General features: G+C 61.9%; 18 protein-coding genes and 1 tRNA gene. 5 read left to right on the top strand and 14 right to left on the bottom strand.

Annotated features, from left to right (window positions below; genetic code table 11):
• Positions 1–263: 263 nt before the first annotated feature.
• The 4 genes from JKL46_RS17170 to JKL46_RS17185 all read right to left on the bottom strand — a co-directional run bounded on the left by JKL46_RS17170 (position 264) and on the right by JKL46_RS17185 (position 5,391).
• Positions 264–1,412, bottom strand: a complete 1,149-nt coding sequence (locus JKL46_RS17170; protein WP_201835059.1) for a metallophosphoesterase — start codon at positions 1,410–1,412, stop codon at positions 264–266.
• Between the two features lie 224 nt (positions 1,413–1,636).
• Entirely contained in the window at positions 1,637–2,938 is a 1,302-nt protein-coding gene (locus JKL46_RS17175; RefSeq protein WP_201835069.1) for a protein kinase domain-containing protein, read from the bottom strand.
• 30 nt (positions 2,939–2,968) lie between these two features.
• The gene (locus JKL46_RS17180) at positions 2,969–3,673 is read right to left on the bottom strand and encodes a vWA domain-containing protein (RefSeq protein WP_201835071.1); all 705 of its coding nucleotides are present in this window, start codon (positions 3,671–3,673) and stop codon (positions 2,969–2,971) included.
• Between the two features lie 548 nt (positions 3,674–4,221).
• A complete protein-coding gene (locus JKL46_RS17185; protein ID WP_201835073.1) occupies positions 4,222–5,391 on the bottom strand; it encodes a histidine kinase dimerization/phosphoacceptor domain -containing protein in 1,170 nt (389 codons plus the stop codon).
• A gap of 233 nt (positions 5,392–5,624) precedes the next feature.
• On the opposite strand from JKL46_RS17185, the gene JKL46_RS36590 reads away from it, so the two are divergent.
• Together JKL46_RS36590 and JKL46_RS17195 are read left to right on the top strand one after the other, a co-directional pair.
• The gene (locus JKL46_RS36590) at positions 5,625–5,882 is read left to right on the top strand and encodes a response regulator (RefSeq protein ID WP_343074072.1); all 258 of its coding nucleotides are present in this window, start codon (positions 5,625–5,627) and stop codon (positions 5,880–5,882) included.
• 700 nt (positions 5,883–6,582) lie between these two features.
• Entirely contained in the window at positions 6,583–7,020 is a 438-nt protein-coding gene (locus JKL46_RS17195; protein WP_201835075.1) for a hypothetical protein, read from the top strand.
• Between the two features lie 175 nt (positions 7,021–7,195).
• On the opposite strand, the gene JKL46_RS17200 is transcribed toward JKL46_RS17195, so the two are convergent.
• The 3 genes from JKL46_RS17200 to JKL46_RS17210 all read right to left on the bottom strand — a co-directional run bounded on the left by JKL46_RS17200 (position 7,196) and on the right by JKL46_RS17210 (position 9,062).
• Positions 7,196–7,957 carry a hypothetical protein gene (locus tag JKL46_RS17200; protein WP_201835077.1) on the bottom strand — a complete coding sequence of 254 codons (762 nt, stop codon included), beginning with the start codon at positions 7,955–7,957 and terminating at the stop codon, positions 7,196–7,198.
• Positions 7,936–8,481 (bottom strand): hypothetical protein, encoded by a 546-nt coding sequence (locus tag JKL46_RS17205; protein ID WP_201835079.1) that lies wholly within the window; start codon positions 8,479–8,481, stop codon positions 7,936–7,938. Before JKL46_RS17205 ends, JKL46_RS17200 begins: the two co-directional genes overlap by 22 nt.
• 496 nt (positions 8,482–8,977) lie before the next feature.
• Positions 8,978–9,062, bottom strand: a tRNA-Leu gene (locus JKL46_RS17210).
• Between the two features lie 154 nt (positions 9,063–9,216).
• Between JKL46_RS17210 and JKL46_RS17215 the strand changes: the two genes are divergently transcribed.
• The 3 genes from JKL46_RS17215 (at position 9,217) to JKL46_RS17225 (ending at position 11,483) form a co-directional block, all read left to right on the top strand.
• On the top strand, positions 9,217–9,798 hold the full coding sequence (locus tag JKL46_RS17215) for a YqaA family protein (protein ID WP_201835081.1): 582 nt from the start codon (positions 9,217–9,219) through the stop codon (positions 9,796–9,798).
• Positions 9,799–9,808: 10 nt separating this feature from the next.
• Positions 9,809–10,309, top strand: a complete 501-nt coding sequence (locus JKL46_RS17220; protein WP_201835083.1) for a disulfide bond formation protein B — start codon at positions 9,809–9,811, stop codon at positions 10,307–10,309.
• Positions 10,310–10,397: 88 nt separating this feature from the next.
• Complete coding sequence (locus JKL46_RS17225) at positions 10,398–11,483, top strand: D-TA family PLP-dependent enzyme (RefSeq protein WP_201835085.1); 1,086 nt, start codon at positions 10,398–10,400, stop codon at positions 11,481–11,483.
• Positions 11,484–11,505: 22 nt separating this feature from the next.
• Here JKL46_RS17225 and JKL46_RS17230 read toward each other — a convergent pair whose 3' ends face one another.
• From JKL46_RS17230 to JKL46_RS17260, 7 genes are all read right to left on the bottom strand, one after another.
• Positions 11,506–12,075 carry an HNH endonuclease gene (locus JKL46_RS17230; RefSeq protein ID WP_201835087.1) on the bottom strand — a complete coding sequence of 190 codons (570 nt, stop codon included), beginning with the start codon at positions 12,073–12,075 and terminating at the stop codon, positions 11,506–11,508.
• Positions 12,076–12,308: 233 nt separating this feature from the next.
• Complete coding sequence (locus tag JKL46_RS17235) at positions 12,309–13,190, bottom strand: 3-hydroxybutyryl-CoA dehydrogenase (RefSeq protein ID WP_201835089.1); 882 nt, start codon at positions 13,188–13,190, stop codon at positions 12,309–12,311.
• A gap of 80 nt (positions 13,191–13,270) precedes the next feature.
• The gene (locus tag JKL46_RS17240) at positions 13,271–14,206 is read right to left on the bottom strand and encodes an electron transfer flavoprotein subunit alpha/FixB family protein (RefSeq protein WP_201835091.1); all 936 of its coding nucleotides are present in this window, start codon (positions 14,204–14,206) and stop codon (positions 13,271–13,273) included.
• A 15-nt stretch (positions 14,207–14,221) separates the two neighbouring features.
• Entirely contained in the window at positions 14,222–14,971 is a 750-nt protein-coding gene (locus JKL46_RS17245) for an electron transfer flavoprotein subunit beta/FixA family protein (protein WP_201835093.1), read from the bottom strand.
• Positions 14,972–15,098: 127 nt separating this feature from the next.
• Complete coding sequence (locus tag JKL46_RS17250; RefSeq protein WP_201835095.1) at positions 15,099–15,806, bottom strand: rhomboid family intramembrane serine protease; 708 nt, start codon at positions 15,804–15,806, stop codon at positions 15,099–15,101.
• Between the two features lie 101 nt (positions 15,807–15,907).
• A complete protein-coding gene (locus JKL46_RS17255; RefSeq protein ID WP_201835097.1) occupies positions 15,908–16,483 on the bottom strand; it encodes a cob(I)yrinic acid a,c-diamide adenosyltransferase in 576 nt (191 codons plus the stop codon).
• A gap of 24 nt (positions 16,484–16,507) precedes the next feature.
• The gene (locus JKL46_RS17260) at positions 16,508–17,098 is read right to left on the bottom strand and encodes an acyloxyacyl hydrolase (RefSeq protein ID WP_201835099.1); all 591 of its coding nucleotides are present in this window, start codon (positions 17,096–17,098) and stop codon (positions 16,508–16,510) included.
• Positions 17,099–17,152 lie beyond the last annotated feature (54 nt).

A 17,152-nucleotide genomic window follows, 5' to 3' on the forward strand; every position in this document is an offset into this window, starting at 1 on the left:
AGGAGGATCGGTGCGCGGCGGTGCAGCGGACGTGACCGTCGTCCGTGGACGAGGCGGAGCAGCAGGCGAAACGGGCCTTGCTGCCGGGCGGACCGGATCCCCGAATTTCGCGCCGCATTCCGGACATACGGAGGTGTCGAGCCAGCGCCCGGGCTTGTGGTTCGTGCAGTAGTAGCGGACCTGCGCCTCGTGACAGGCTTCACATTCGCCAGGTGTCGCCTTCGAAGTACCGCAATTCGGGCAACGCAGGATTACGCCGGTCATCAATGAGGTTCCTGGCTCGTTTCACTCTCAGGGCTGCCGGGGGCGAGCTCCGGATAGACTTCGCGGATCATGTCGGCAGGAATGTGCAACCGATACACCCGGGGGAGCGTTCCTTCGACAAATTGCGCCATGGTGGGAACGCGCTCGTAGGGGCCGAAGCTCTCACGGCTCAATCGGCGGGAGAGCGCTACGGTCGTCAGCACCGGATGCGCCTGATAGGCTGGATAGGCGGCGTATCTCTCTTCCACATGATCGTGGCCGCGCACCATGTGAGTGACCGGCCGTCCCAAACTGGCGCTCAGGGAACAGAAAGCGGCGAAGTCCTCATGCCCGAACTGGCTTCCCCGCGAAAAGCGGTTCGGGAGCTTCTTGCGGGCTTTCGGATGCGCCCTGGTCCACACGAAATCCGACAGGCACATCGGGTCATTCCAATCTCCTGTCTCAGCGAGCCGCGCATGCAGATCCGTCAACGGGAAGCCTCCATGGGCCACCAGGAGACCATCGGGAAAGAAGAGCGCCCGCGGAGCACGCGCGAACAGGCGCACGGCCACCTTGCCGGCCCGCTCGATCCATTCATGCGCGATATTGGCGTTCAGCAGATCCGCGAAGTCCGATGGGGTTACGCTCGAGGCAAACCGCACGCCATCATAGAAGAGCGCCTCGTCGTGGTTGCCTGCGATGAGGCACACGTGATCCGGCGCGTCCACGATCAGCTCAAACACGCGAAGAAGAACTTCGAGCCCGAAACCTTCATCGTCGAAAAGATCGCCGAGAAACACCATCCGGGGCTGGCCCCCGTCGGGTTGCCGTGGCGGATCGCGCATTGCCGCCAGTGCGGCCTCGAGCGCCAGCAGATCGCCGTGCAGATCACCGATGATCCACAACGGGCTTCCGGTATCCACATCAGAGATCTGGATTGCTTTGTCGGCGGGATCGGAGCGGTTCTTGTCGAACAACATGCCGGGTCCGTCGACTTTGTCGAGAAGCGCCTCCATCCGCTCCACCGTCGCTCGTATGTTCGAGCGGATGGAGGACGGGTTGGCCGCACCGCGGACAGCCATCCAGTCCAGGTTTTCCACCTCCACGATCTGCAAGGGGGGCTGCGCTATAACGGAGGTGGGAGCAGTGTCAGAAGGCAGACTGCTCATGTTCTGCGGGAGCTCTTCGCTCACCGGCGGAGGTGCTGCATCGTCTAATTTCGGTTCACCGCCTACAACGGAAGCATCGGACGCAGGGGATTCTGGCGGTTGTGCAGTATCCGGTGCCGCAGGTTGGTCTCTGGGCACATCCGCCATCGTGGAAGCCGCTTCCCGCTCCTCCGGCTTCTCGTCAGGAGAGACAGGCTCAGGCGCTTCAGGTCCGCCAGGCCGGCTCATGTGAGCGCCCGCGCCGTAAGCGGCATCTTGACGATGCCTTTGGCCTGGCGTCCGACGGCGATCCGATCTCCTTGCCTGACCGGGCGAGGCGCTGTAAGCGCTGCACCGTTCACGAGGGTTTCATTGGTTGTGCCGGCCACAGGCGTTATCACCCATTGCCGCCCGGAATGGCGTTCCAGGATACATTGGCGGTTGTCCCAGAACTCGCTGTCCGGCCCGAACTGCCGCACCAGAGTTTTTCCGAGCTCCGTCCTGACCCCAATCTGGAGTGAGCGTCCATCGGGGCCAAGTAGCTCGATTCTGTCGGACAGGATTAACTCGGCGGCAGCTCGTGGAGCGCCGTCACCCGCTGTCGAACCTTCTTTGGAGGCAGACGCCCCCGCGCCGCGCCCGCTCAAAACAGCCCGCAGTTCCGCAGCCGCCGGTCTCGCGGTGGGATCCGGTGCAAGGCAGCGGTGCAGGAAGGAGCTGACTTCGGCATTGCTTGCAGGTGCCGGCATCACCCCGGCCAGTGCCGGAGGTTTGGCGGCATGGCTCTGTACCAACCTTGCATACTCCGCCTGGTCCTCGACCCAATAGGGATGGTAGCCGGCGAGAAGCTCGTAGAGCATCAGCCCACAAGTGAAGACATCGGAGGCAAGCCCCGGCACGCCCCCGCGGGTCATGTGCTCGGGCGAGCGGTAGTTGTCGGTGCCGACATAGCCCTGGTGGCCATGCCAGGGTGCGCGGCGGTCAGCCAGAAGCGAAAAGTCCATGTCGATCAGCTTGAGCTGGTAGCCCGAGCCGATCGTCGGGTCCTCAATGAGATACGCATTCGCCGGCTTGAGATCCGCATGGACGATCTTGGATTCGTGGAGCGCCGCCATTCCAGTCATGAAGACCTTGGCCCAGGTGACATGACGGGCCCAGAGGGTAGGGTTGTTGGTGGCGGGCACCTTGGTGCGGCGATGTTGCTCCCGTTCCTCATCGAGCATTTGCTGGAGGTCGGCGCCGTTCTCGACGAACTCGAAGGCCTGGAAGTAGCAGGGGCCGCCCCAGACCTCTTCGAATGCATCCACTTGCCGCACTGCGAACTGAGCCGCCCGCCCGTTCCGGACGCGGGCTCCGAGCTCGTTCTGGTAGGTGATGAATGCCTCGTACCAAACGACCGTAGGAGCAGGAGACTTGTACTGCTTCAGAAAAACCTTTTCACCAGTCGGCGTCTCGGCTCCATAGGAAATCGCCATCATGCCTGGTCCGAAGACCTTCGTGATGCGGTACTGCCGGATCTGATCGCCGACCTTCAGCTTCTTGGCCATGGCTTGTGCTCACTGTGACAGGGTAGGTGTCTACAGCACCACGGTCGCTGCCGAGCGCGAAACGCTGGCGGCCAGTTGCTTCAGGGTGTTGCGGAAATTGACCGGATCGGACGTGAATTTCTGCAAGGCCTCCTGCGGGTTCAAGCCTTCGTACTCCACAACCTCCCATTCCGACTTGTCGATCTGGCTCAGACGATCATAGCCCTCGAAGTTGGGAGCGAAGAGGCTGAGGATGATGCGATTGGCCATGACCAGGTTTGCCACATCCTGGAGCGAACCGCCCTTCGCCTCGGGAAGGCTCATGGTTTCCTTGAACGACGCATCGGTGAAGACGATGACCACGCGAGCCGCATCGCTCCTGTAGCGCCATTTAGCCGGATCTTCGGTCTGTGAACCCTTTGGGACCGCCTCCATGGAGGCAACCTTGTACAGCGCATCGAGAAGCGACTCAGGCTCGTCGCCGCCGCCGTTCGCCTGCAAGGTGCCGAGCTGCGCCTTGAGTGCTCCAGCATCGCGCACGAAGGGGTGATCGACGATCCAGGACAGCCCCTCGCCTTGGGCAGCTTCGATGTCACGATACCCGACAACCTTGCCGCGCCAGTCCCTCACAGGAGCGGCGTTGTTGGCATCGCCCCGGCTCAGGGAGTCGATGAAGGCCTCAATGTTTCGGCGGAGCGCATCAATGCAGGGCGACATGCTGCCACTCACATCGACGAGGAAGACGATGTCAGCCACACCCTTGGTTTTTGGACGCTCCTGCACGTTCGGCGGAGGGGCCACCTCAGCTGGTGAGCTTTCTATTGGAGCTGCCTCCGTTGGGGCGTCCGTCGCGGGTCCAGCCGGATCCGTGGGCGCTCCGACCGCTGCTTCCGTCGAACTTGGCGCTTCCGTTGAAGGCGGGTTCCCAGGTGTCGTCGGAATCGGTTGGTCGGAATGCTCCATATCACTCATGCGTCAGCTCCGCTTAACTTAACCCTGTTCTCAGCTCGATGAGCCGAGCTATCCAACAACAGGGCGGCCAGACCGAAGTTCCCGGCTGCGCATAGGGCTCTCAGAGATGCAAGCCTGCCCGGGCAAGCCGCTGGCTTTCTCGAAGAAGGTAAGTTGTTGGGTCAGCCAATGTTGCAAATGTTGCCTTCTGGCACATTTGCGAAGTAGACCGAATTTCTGCTGAGGGAAGTGATAGCAGGCATTCCTGATGCATTGGCAATTACCTTGTCTGACCCGTTGCAGACCCATTCATCGTCTTCACTTAACGAGCCTATTCAGCGAGCCTGACATCATCATAGCGGCAGGGGAAATCTGACGCAGGTACGTGTGCCCTTCTCGACCGCCTCCCGCTCCACCTGCCCATCAAGCTGATTGGTGAAGGCGTCGATGAGCTGAAGGCCGAGCCCGCCCTTCCGCGGCGGACCCATGCCGCGCCCATTGTCCTCGACCGCAAGGCAGGCCTCGCCGATTTCGGATTGTGTCGTGAAGCTGACCCGGATCGTCCCACCGTCCTCGTTGAAGGCGTACTTGAGCGAGTTGGTGACCAGCTCGTTGACGATCAGCCCGGCGGCCACCGCTCGGTCCAGAGGAAGCAGGGCTCCTCTCTCGATTTCGACATCGATGCTCACCGTCTCGCGCTGCGGGTCGATGTTGGCGCACAAGGCCCGCAGGTAATCGCCGAACTCCACGTTGCTGATGCCGCTCTCGAATGAGAGCTGATCCTGGGCCAGAGCAATGGCATGCACCCGGTCCATGACGCTGACGAAGCGGTCCCGGTCCTCCTGCGTCGAGGCGTGCCGCCGTTGCAGGGCCAGGAAGGAGATGATGGTCTGGAGATTGTTCTTCACCCGGTGCTGGAACTCGCGCAGAACCACCTCGGCAAAGGACTTCTCCTGGGCATGGGCAGCGGCCGCCTCCGCCGCCTTGGTCTCTGTCTCCAGCCGCAGCAGGGCCACGCCCAAGATGTTGGCCATGGTGGTCAGGAAGGTTACGTCGCTTTCGTCGAAGGTGCGTGGTTCCTCTGCATCCACCTCCAGCACGCCCCAGGTGCGCCCGTCGATCCGCACCGGCACGTTCAGAAGCGAGACAATGCCGTGGTCGCGCAGGCTCGGATGCATGCGGAACTCGGGATCGTTCGGCAGGTCCTCGACAATCACCGGAGCAGCCGTCTGCATTGTGCGCCCGGGAGGTGAGGCATTGTCGAGGGCGAAGGTCGTCTGCCCCACCATGCCGGGCTTCCAACCCACACCTGCCACCATCAGCAGGTCGCCGTGATCCGGCCGGTAGCACAGCACCTTCACGTGCTTGATGTGGGTGACACGGGAGACCTGGGCGGTCACGTAGTGCAACAGCCTCTCACGCGGCAGAACCTGGGAGGCCGTCCGGCCGAAGGCGGCAAGCGCCCGCTGGTACTCATGCATGCGCTTCAGTTCAGGGCTCGGGCCGTCGCTCCTCCTGGGCATCGTGCCTCCTGCTCAGAGCCCCACCAGGGCTGTCTTACTGCAAGGCTGGAAAAGCCTGGCGGCTGGGTCTGGTTCCAAGACGGTTAGGCACGGCGTGACGGCTGGCGGCCTCTGCTTCCCGGAAAAGGCGATGGCGAAGCTGCTCCGGCATGAAGCTTTAGGGGGCGACCCCGGCTGATCCGGGCCTACCTAAGAGACATTGCTTTTGATCTTGACCCTAGGAACAAAGACCATTGCTCCCTCATTCATCGGGCATGCCTGGCCCGGATCCCCACGCGCGTGCTCTCGTTCTGGTTGTCGAAGACGAGGTGCTCGTTCGGCTGACCCTCGTGGATGTGCTGGAGGATGCCGGCTTCAAGGTGATCGAAGCCGCGCATGCGGACGAGGCGCTGCGGGTCCTGAGTGCGGTCTCAGGCATCCATGCGGCAGCATCAACGGATTCGAACTCGCCCGGCGGGTTCGACTCGATCGGCAGGACATCGGGATCCTGATCGCGTCCGGCCGGGCCGCCCCCAAGCCAGGCGACTTGCCGGAGGGAGCCCTGTTCCTCGGCAAGCCGGTTCATCCCGAGACGCTCGTGCGACTGCTCAAAACGCTCCTGACCTCGGAGCGAGCCTGAGGCTGATCACGAGGACGCTGGCACCCTTATTAACCAGCCTCAACCGTCGCAACTGTCGCAAGGGGCGATTTGTTGCGCGACAATTAGAGACCTCAAGCCAGCGACAATTAGGCATGCAAGCGATGATTGCAGATGGGCTCGCGGCCGAAATCCGCGTCAAGCCCGGTAGCCGCCGAAGGCGGTGACTGAAGGTCGGGCTTTACGCGGATTTCAGCCGCAAGCACTCTCGATGAGCGATGCACGCCGACGTAGCAAACAGCCCAATGTGATTGGCACGTCTAATTGTCGGAACGCATGGGGTTTTAATTGTCGCGCAACAGCGATTGGAATTGCGCGGTTTTTAGCCCTCGCCGGTCGGCGGCTCATGCCTGCCTCTGTTTGCCCCATTTTTCGAATGCATCGACTACTTCCCGCACCCCCGCGAGGAAGCTTGGAAAGAGGGTAGGGCCAACACGCTCCTCGAGCTTCAGCACCCACGCCCTTTGTCTAGATCCTTGACGCCAAGCGCCTATTTGCGGCCAGCATCTCGCGAGTCTTCCTCTTCGGCTTTAGATTCACGATCTGCACTCATCGTGACTGACGAAGCAGATCGCGACCGACAGATGGCGGCCCTGGAAGCATCGGGTGCTCTTGATGGCTGCAACAGGGACTTTCATTGTCGTGGTCTACACGCCGAGGCGAAGGACGATCTCGAGGCCGCGTGGTCTGGAGCAGCCCATCTCAGCCATGATCGACCAGCGCAGGCCCAGATCGAGAAGGTGGGGCCACTGGGCGGCCGGAGGACGACGGCGCCAAATCGCCATGACCATCATGGAATGGGCCGACCGCCGAGCACGGCAGAAGAAGAGGCGTGGCGGCTGAGCATCATGTGCGCCGCAACTGCTAAGGGCAACCTGTTCCAAAAACAGAAAGGCCTCCTCACCCGCCATTGCCTGAAGATGAGGAAGCCTTCTTCTCCCGAAGACCCTATTGCGGAAGCAGTCTTCGACGAGGCAACAATCAGCCTGTGAGAGGGTTTCAGCTTGGCGCAACAGAAACCCTTCGCGCCTGCTACCGACGCGAAGGGCTACTCAACTGAGGGCCCACGCCCCTACCAACCGACCCTCAATCTTTTAATCTCAGGATCGTGATAGAGTTCCTAAGGCTAGGCCAAACAAAAGCCCCGACTTGCGGCCGGGGCTAGAATTAAGCCACTCGAAGGAGAGTTGATCTATCTGCCGAGAGGGGAATCACAGACTTTGCCGATCTAGAGAGAAGATCGACGTCTGCACTCTCCATTTTCGTCCGATCCGCAAGGACAACTACGTTCGATATGCCTTCATCCAATGCTGAGATGTCCTGGAACTTAACGATTGTTGAGTTGATCGACACATGGTGAGGAGTAACTAAATCGAACAGGGAAAGATGACCTTGGCGCATTACCCGAGCCCCAAACCGCCATTCCTTCGTCGAGCGGCCGCGGAAGGGCACATCGAACTCTGCCTTATCCCCAAAAGCCTCCCGTAGATGGTCCCGGAATACTTGGCGGGCTGTCGTCTCGCGTTCCTCAGCCATCCTTTCTGCGGTCGCCTCTACGGCTTTCCGGCTGGCTGCTCCCGTAAATATCACAGCATTCGCAAGCCACTCGCGCGAGACCTCCATCGCAAATAGCATATGACTGTCGAATTTGACCCCGTATAGTTGAGCTACCGAGGGCGCGACGCGGATGAATGTACTCGACCCCCCAAGACGTTCTGCCTCGTGGTACCCATTGCCTTGATCGGTGATTATATAGGTATCGCTGTCGCGTCGAATGCGCACAACGACACTGGATCCTCCAGGATATACATCTGGAAGAGCTATTAGGCCGTCGCCATTGTCTATATCTGTGATGATCAGTTCGCGGCTAATCTCGTCGAGAAGTTTCCGCATACTGTCGGACCTAGTTAAACTAGCATTCGCGACCATGTGGGCTCCTCCAACCACAGACCCGGCACATTGAAGCCAGTTCTGATAATATCTAGTATATCATCAAACGTTGCGAGTTCATTCTTGATTGGAAAGGCAATTGGTAGGTTGCCTTCCGGGGTTAGCGCGTCCACTCCAAGAGCAGCATTTTCAAGGAACGGATGTATGTGAGGCCCTCTTACAATCGGCGGAGCCCCATGGGATCCGAGTGGATTTCGATGGGGTTTCAGCGGGTTCTCGGGGTCGAATTCAATCCGGCATAGATGCCAGTTCCGGAGATGTTGGACGGCAAACAAGTGTGCCGAGAGCCCGTAGAATGATCGGCTCGCCGGAACAGCTTGAGGTCCGAAGACCTCCAAACGAAGACCCGACACAATCACGCCATCAATCGCCAATGGGCACGCAATCGCCAGATGATCAGCTCCCTGTTTGGTGGTTATCTGCCAGTCTGGATTGGTGGCCATGGCCTTTTCGGCAGCGGCTATGGCCGTCAGATCAGATCTGATCTGAGCCTCGTCCCTCATCCGTCGCCCCGCCCATTCTCTATTTTAAACCGTATCGTCTGAGTTATCTTAGAACGTAATGCTTGCGCAGTGCTACAGACTCTTGGCTCAACTTTGGTATCTGCTGGATGGCCGCCTGTAGGCCATCAATCTATCGCGAGTGCACCCACGTGCGTGCTAGTCATTGGCTCCGGAGGCTTGTTGATGGCTGACCCATGCTGGCAGACTCAGTAGCCATAAGCAGTCCCTCTCCGAGTTCTCGCTCCCGGTGCGGGGTTAAGGCTATCAGCAAGCGCTGCCGGAAGGAATTGTGCGCCGCTACGCGAGAAACCTGAAATCCGACCTATTGGCACAGAATACGAGATGCTGATGGGCTTTAAACCCGTGATCCCTACGGCAGGCGTCGTCCTTCGCTGTCGATGCTACTCCCGCCCTTGTGCCGACAGGGTGCCGACATGGGAGCCTGAAAATGAAAAAGCTCCGACATGCGAAGCCAATTTCATGAACAAAATCAATATGGTGCCCCTGGCCGGGATCGAACCAGCACTCCTTGCGGAACTCGATTTTGAGTCGAGCGCGTCTACCAATTCCGCCACAGGGGCAAGGAAGTGCGACCTAACATGCGGGATAAAGGCCGGTCAATCGGAGAGATGTGAAGCTAGGCCGCAATGCCGGCCTCTCGCCTTTCCTGGCGCCTTGTGCTCAAAGAAGGGCCGCGGGGCGCGGCCCCGCCCGGACCCGAACCTGCGGACTTCCATGCTCAGACGCCTCTACGACTGGACCCTCTCCCTCGCGGCGCGCCCTTCGGCTCCTTATGCGCTGGCGCTGGTCTCGTTCTCGGAAAGCTCCTTCTTTCCGGTCCCACCGGATGTGATGCTCGTCCCGATGATGCTGGCACGGCCCGACAAGGCCTGGTCCTATGCCCTGATCTGCACCGTCGCCTCGGTGCTGGGCGGGATCCTCGGCTATTTCATCGGCCTGGGCCTCTACGATTCCATCGGCGCCTGGCTGTTCCAGCTCTACGGGCTCACGGAGGGCGCAGAGACGTTCCGGCACGCCTATGCGGAATACGGGCATTGGGTGATCCTGCTCAAGGGCCTGACCCCGATCCCCTACAAGCTCGTGACCATCACCTCCGGCTTTGCCGGCTATCACCTGGGCTGGTTCATCGTCCTCTCGATCCTGACCCGTGGCGCGCGCTTCTGCCTGATCGCCCTTTTGATGAGCAAGTTCGGTCCGCGCATCAAGTCGATCATCGACAACAACTTCAATCTGGTGGCAGGTTTGGCCATCGTCGCCTTCGTCGGCGGGTTCGTGGCGTTCCGCTACCTGTTCTGAGGAGAGAGCGATGCGACTCGCCTTGACCATGCGCCAAGCGGCTTTCGCCGTCGCCCTCGGCGCCGCGGCGACCATCGGTGGCGCGCTCGTCTTCGAGCATGTCTTCGGCTACGTGCCGTGCAAGCTCTGCCTGATCCAGCGCAATCCCTATTACATCGCCATTCCGCTCGGCCTCGCCGCCGCGGTCCTGCCGTCGCACTGGGCCAGGATCGGGCTGTGGCTGCTGGCGCTGATCTTCATCGTGAGCGCGGGGCTCGGCGCCTATCATTCCGGCGTCGAATGGGGCTTCTTCGCAGGGCCAAGCGATTGCGGCGGCGGCTCGGGCGCCGCGGCAGGCACCGTGGGCGATTTCATGAGCCAGCTGCAGACCACCCGTGTCGTCAGCTGCACGGAGGCGGCGTGGCGTTTCCTTGGCCTGTCGCTGGCCGGCTGGAACGTGCTGATCTCACTCGGTCTGGCGGCCTTTGCTGCCCTGGCCGCATCCCGCAAGGGCTTTTCCATCGGCCGGTAAGGGTTTCCGGCCTTCCTCTGCAGGCGGGGCTTGCGCCGGACGAGGCAGCTTCATTAGCTTCATCTGAACAGGATCGGGGAAACGTCTCATGAGCATCGAGGCTCTTAAAAGCGAGGTCGCGCGGCAATTCGGAACGCCGGCCGTCGTGATCGATCTCGACGTGGTCGAGCGCAACATCGCGCGGGTGCAGGCCCTGTGCGATGCGGCGGGCATCGCCAACCGGCCGCATATCAAGACGCACAAGAGCCCGGTCATCGCCGGGATGCAGCGCGAGGCGGGCGCCCGTGGCATCACCTGCCAGAAGCTGGGCGAAGCCGAGATCATGGCCGAGGGCGGGCAGGAGGACATCCTGATCGCTTATAATCTCCTTGGCGAGGAGAAGATGGGACGCCTCGGCAAGCTTCTGTCCCAGGTGACGGTCACCGTGGCGGCCGACAACCCTGTCGTGGTGGCAGGCCTGCCGCATGCTGCTGCCATTGCCGGACGCGATCTCGAGGTGGTGGTCGAGTGCGATACCGGGCGCAAGCGGGCCGGCGTCGAGACGGTCGCCGAGGCGGTTGCGCTTGCCACGGACATCGCCTCCCGTCCCGGACTCTCATTCGCCGGCTTCATGCTCTATCCGCCGGAGGACGCCACGGTCGAGACGCAGGCCTTCCTCGACAAGGCGACGGCCGGTATCCGGGAGTTCGGGCTCGAGCCGCGCATCGTCTCGACGGGCGGCACGCCCAATCTGCGCAATCTCGGCAAGATGAGGAACGTGACCGAGCATCGGGCCGGAACTTCGGTGTTCAACGATCGCATGATGCTGGCTGCCGGCGTCGCCGGGCTGGAGGATTGCGCGCTCACGGTCTACGCGACCGTTGTCAGCCGGGCGGGTCCGGAGCGCGGCATTCTCGATTCCGGTTCCAAAACCCTGACCAGCGACACCGGCGGCGGCCTCGACGGGCATGGCCTCATCCTCGAACATCCCCAGGCCAGGATCGCCCGCTTCGCGGAGGAGCACGGCTTCCTCGATCTCTCCGCCTGCAACGACAGGCCCAATATCGGTGATGTGGTGCGCATCGTGCCGAACCATGTCTGCGTGGTGGTGAACATGGTGGACCGGCTGGTCACGGTGCGGGGCGACAGGATCGTCGGGGAACTGCCGGTCGCGGCGAGGGGCCGGCTGATCTGATCGGGTTGTGGATGGGGGGCTCTTACGGCTCGAGCTCGCTGTCCCAGTAGAGATAGTCCATCCAGCTGTCGTGGAGATAATTGGGCGGGAAGAGGCGGCCGTTGGAGTGGAGGTCGTGGACGGTGGGGGCGAAGGGGCTCTGCCGGGGCCACATTTCCACCTCGCGGGGCAGCTTGTCCCCTTTCCTGAGGTTGCACGGCGCACAGGCGGCGACGACGTTTTCCCAGGTGGTCTGCCCGCCCTTGGAGCGGGGGACGACGTGATCGAAGGTGAGGTCCTCGCGGTCTCCGCAATACTGGCAGCTGAAGCGGTCGCGAAGAAAGACGTTGAAGCGGGTGAAGGCGGGGTGCCGTGACGGCTTGACGTAGGTTTTTAAGGAGATGACCGAGGGAAGGCGGATCTCGAAGGTGGGACTTCGCACGATCTTGTCGTATTCGGAGACGATGTTGACCCGGTCGAGGAAGACCGCCTTGATCGCATCCTGCCAACACCAGATGGACAAGGGGTAGTAGCTCAACGGCCGATAATCGGCATTGAGCACGAGAGCCGGACAGGCCTCGGGTCGCACAACAGGCTGGACGTGTATCGTCACCTCACCTCCTCGGAGCATCGGACCCGAAAGCGAAGGCCGCCCTCAAGCTTGATTCGATGCTTTTCTTCCTGGCCGGCGCAGCCGAAGCAGTGGCGCGCCGGACAAGAGAAGGGTTATCCCGTCCGAGTAGACTATAGGCAGTGTGACGCTGTTGTGAAGATCGTCACGGGAACGTTTGTGACGCACCCACAGGGATGTGGATGCCCCTACGATCGTGACGTTAGGGAACAGATTTACCGGGTCGGAACTGGCTTCTCTCCGCGGTAATCGTAGAAGCCGCGCTTGGTCTTCCGGCCGAGCCAGCCGGCCTCCACGTATTTCACCAGAAGCGGGCAGGGGCGGTACTTGGAATCGGCCAAGCCCTCGTGCAGCACCTGCATGATCGACAGGCAGGTATCGAGGCCGATGAAATCGGCGAGCTGGAGGGGGCCCATCGGGTGGTTGGCGCCGAGCCGCATGGCGGTATCGATGGCCTCGACCGAGCCCACGCCCTCGTAGAGGGTGTAGATCGCCTCGTTGATCATCGGCAGCAGGATGCGGTTGACGATGAAGGCCGGGAAATCCTCGGAGACGGTCGAGGTCTTGCCGAGCTTGGCGATGAATTCCTTGGAGGATTCGTAGGTCGGGTCGTCCGTGGCGATGCCGCGGATCAGCTCGACGAGCTGCATCACCGGCACCGGGTTCATGAAATGGATGCCGATGAACTTCTCGGGCCGGTCGGTGGCGGCCGCCAGCCGCGTGATCGAGATCGAGGACGTGTTGGTGGCGACCATCGCGTCCGGGCGCAGGGAGGGGCAGAGATTGGTGAAGATCCTGCGCTTCACCTCCTCGTTCTCGGTCGCCGCCTCGATCACGAGGTCGCAGGTCGAGAGATCGTCGTAGGTCACGGCCGGCTTGATCAGCTCCAGCGCCTTCTGCCGGTCGCCGTCGGTGATGGCGCCCTTGGAGACCTGCCGGGCCATGTTGCCGTTGATGGTGGCAAGGCCCGCATTGATCCGCTCCTCCGAGAGATCGTTGAGCCGGACGTTGAACCCCGCGAGCGAACAGACATGGGCAATGCCGCTGCCCATCTGTCCCGAGCCGACGACGCCAACCGTTTTGATCTCTATGCCCATCGATCTGCTGCCTGCATCCTTATGCGAACGGCCGGGCGGAAAGACCGCCCGGTCCGTCACTATTCCTGACCTTATTGACCCTATTTGGTCAACTCCTCCTTGAGTTCAGGCAGGATTGTGAAGAGGTCGCCGACGAGGCCGTAATCGGCGACCTGGAAGATCGGGGCCTCCTCGTCCTTGTTGATCGCCACGATCACCTTGGAATCCTTCATGCCGGCGAGATGCTGAATCGCCCCTGAAATCCCCACGGCGATGTAGAGATCGGGCGCCACCACCTTGCCGGTCTGGCCGACCTGCCAGTCGTTCGGCGCATAGCCCGCATCCACTGCCGCCCGCGACGCGCCCATGGCGGCGCCGAGCTTGTCGGCGATCGGCTCGATGTACTTGGTGAAGTTTTCGGCCGAGCCGAGCGAGCGTCCGCCCGAGATGATGATCTTGGCCGAAGTCAGCTCGGGCCGGTCGGATTGCGCGATCTCCTCGCCCTTGAACGACGACAGCTGCGGATCGTCGGCGGCATTCACCGTCTCGACGGCGGCGGAACCGCCCTCGGCAGCCGCCGGGAAGGCGGCGGTGCGCACGGTGATCACCTTCTTCGCATCTGTCGCCTGCACCGTCTGGATGGCGTTGCCGGCATAGATCGGCCGCTCGAAGGTGTCCGCTGAGACCACCTTGGTGATGTCGGAGACCTGCATCACGTCAAGCAGCGCGGCGACCCGCGGCATCACGTTCTTGCCGGTGGTGGTCGCCGGCGCCACCAGGGCGTCATAGGCGGAGGCGAGCGACACGATCAGCGCGGCGGTGGGCTCGGCGAGCTGGTGCTCGTAAGCGGCGCCATCGGCGAGGAGCACCTTCTCGACGCCCTCGAGCTTGGAAGCGGCATCCGCAGCAGCCTTCGCGTTGGATCCGGCGACGAGGACATGGACGGGCGCGCCAAGCGCCTTGGCGGCGGAGAGGGCCTTGTGGGTGGCGTCTTTGAGGTGAGCGTTGTCGTGCTCGGCGATCAGCAGGGTGGTCATTGGTGTCGGTCTCCCTTAGAGCACGCCGGCTTCGACTTTGAGCTTCTGGACGAGTTCGGCGACGGAAGCCACCTTGACGCCGGCCTTGCGCCCGCCGGGCTCGGTGGTCTTGAGCACCTTCAGGCGTGGGCTGACGTCGACGCCCAGCGTCTCAGGCGAGGTCTCGTCGAGGGGCTTCTTCTTGGCCTTCATGATGTTGGGGAGCGACGCATAGCGCGGCTCGTTGAGGCGCAGATCCGTGGTGACGATGGCAGGAAGCTTCAAGGCCACCGTCTGCAACCCACCATCGACCTCGCGGGTGACGTCGATCGAACCCTCGCCGACAGCGACCTTGAAGGCGAAGGTGCCCTGCGGCCAGCCGAGGAGCGCCGCCAGCATCTGGCCGGTCTGGTTGGCGTCGTCGTCGATGGCCTGCTTGCCCAGGATGACGAGGTCGGGCTTTTCCTGCTCCACCACCTTGGCCAGGATCTTGGCGACGGAAAGCGGCTCGACGCTTGCCTCGGTCTTGACCAGGATGCCGCGATCGGCGCCCATGGCGAGCGCGGTGCGGATGGTCTCGCCGGCCTGTTGCGGGCCGATGGAGACGGCGACGATCTCGGTGGCCTTGCCCTGTTCCTTCAGGCGCACGGCTTCCTCGACGGCGATCTCGTCGAAGGGGTTCATCGACATCTTGACGTTGGCCAGCTCGACCCCGGACCCGTCGCCCTTCACACGGATCTTCACGTTGTAGTCAACAACACGCTTCACACAGACCAGAAGCTTCATTGCCCGTCCTCATCGAAAGTCAGGTCCGGATATGACCCAAAAGGCCCTCAGGACATATAGGGAAAAGGTGGACGGGACCCTAGAGCATCGGATCGGAAAGGGGAATGCATTTTCCGGTCTACGGGCATCAGCGCGGCGTCTGCAGCTCCTGGGCCTCGATCCGTGCGAGCACGGGATCGTAGCGCCGCCGCATCAGGGGCGTGAGGGCGGCACCGACGAGGAAGCCGCCGAGATGCGCGAACCAGCCCACGCTGTCGTCCCCGCCGATGAAGGCGGCGATGAACTGAAGGGCGAACCAGAAGCCGATCGTCCAATAGGCGGGAAGATGCAACGGAATGCCCTTCAGGAAGAGGCCCCAGATCTTCACGCGCGGATAGAGGATGAGATAGGCCGCCACCACGCCCGACACGCCGCCGGACGCACCGATGAGAGGGCGATGAGGTTCCGGCGTGATGAAGGCATGGGCAAGGCTGGCGGCGATGCCGCAGAGCAGGAAGAAGGTGATGAAGCGCAGATGGCCCATCGCATCCTCGACATTGTCGCCGAACACCCAGAGAAACAGCATGTTTCCGATCAGGTGGAACAGGGAGGCGTGCAGGAAGATGTTGGTGACCAGCGTCAGCTCGACCGGCACGAACGGATAGCCGTCGGGAAGCACTTCCGTGCCGAACAGGACCGACGGGATGAAGGCGAGACCGCCCACAATCTCATCCTCGCCCCAGGGGCCGTAGAAGGTGAGGATGTAAACGACGACGCACAGGCCGATCAGACACCGCGTCGCGAGCGGCGTCTTCATGTTCTTGAGCGGAACGCCGTCGTGAAGCGGTAGAAACATCTTCCCCTCCTAGAGCATTTTTCGGCGAAGTGGATCCGGTCCGCCGTCAAAAATGCGGCAAAGCAAAGGAGAGAGCTGATTCCACGTCAGTGGAAACGGCTCTAGCGGTTCTGCCCCGGTACCCAGAGAACGTCGAGCGCGCCCTTGTCATTGACGTAACGTGACGCGACGAAGAGAAAATCGGACAGACGGTTCAGATATTTCACGGTCTCCGGCGAGACCTTCTCCTCGGGCTTTTCCATGAGCTCGACCACATGGCGTTCCGCGCGGCGGCAGATGGTGCGGGCGAGATGGAGAGCGGCGGCGGCGGGCGTCCCGCCGGGAAGGACGAAGGAGCGCAGCACCGACAGTTCCGCGTTCAGCCGGTCGATCTCCTGCTCGAGGCGGTCAACCTGTCCCTGCGTGATGCGCAAGGGTTCATAGGGAAGGGGCTTGCCCGTCTCGACGGTGGAAAGATCGGCGCCGAGATCGAACAGGTCGTTCTGGATGCGGCCGAGCATCGCATCGATCTCGTCGCCCTTCGTGTGAAGGCGGACCAGTCCGATGCAGGCATTGGTCTCGTCGACCGTGCCGTAGGCCTCGACGCGGAGATCGTATTTCGGGCGGCGCCCGCCGGCGGCAAGCGCCGTGGTGCCGGTATCGCCGGTGCGGGTGTAGATGCGGTTCAGAACGACCATGACGCGCCCGGGAGTGGGATTCAGCTAAAATGAATACCCAACCCGCGCGCCGACATTCGTCAAGCCTCTATTCTCGTCCGAGCAGGTTCCCGCGTCCGTCAGATGCTCGATGGTGGCCATGACGCTCCAATTGGCCGACAGCCGCACGCCCACCGATCCCGATTCGCGGAACAGCGGCGAGCAGCCGAGTTGCTGGCGGTCGGCCAGGGGATGGTCCTTGCCGTTATGCACGGCACCGCCGAAGCTGCCCTCGATGAAGAGATCGGGCGTCACGTCGACGGTCCAGGACAGGCCCGCATAGGCGAAGCTCGTCTTTCCGTCGAAGTTCAGGCTGCCGCCCACATGCGGACGGGGGATGAAATAGCTGGTGAAAAGGTCCGATGCGGTGAATGGCTTCGCAAAAAGAATCTCGCCGGTAACGTTGGCGGAGCCGTCGCGTCCTTCCGCGCCCCAGGGATCCTGAGCGGACAATCCAAAACGGAATTCCGAAAGGAAGCTCGGTGAGATCGGGGCCGGGGAGGAATTCGTTTGCCGTTTGAAGTCGGAGCCCAGGGCGCCCGATGATCCCATGAAAAGGATCAGAAGGCTCATGCCTATGGCTGGACTGACACGCATTAAGAGATCCGTAACTCAATAAAAATCACGCCACCAGGCTAGGCCTTTATGGCT

It is taken from the genome of Microvirga zambiensis WSM3693, from assembly GCF_016735695.1.
GTDB lineage: Bacteria > Pseudomonadota > Alphaproteobacteria > Rhizobiales > Beijerinckiaceae > Microvirga > Microvirga zambiensis.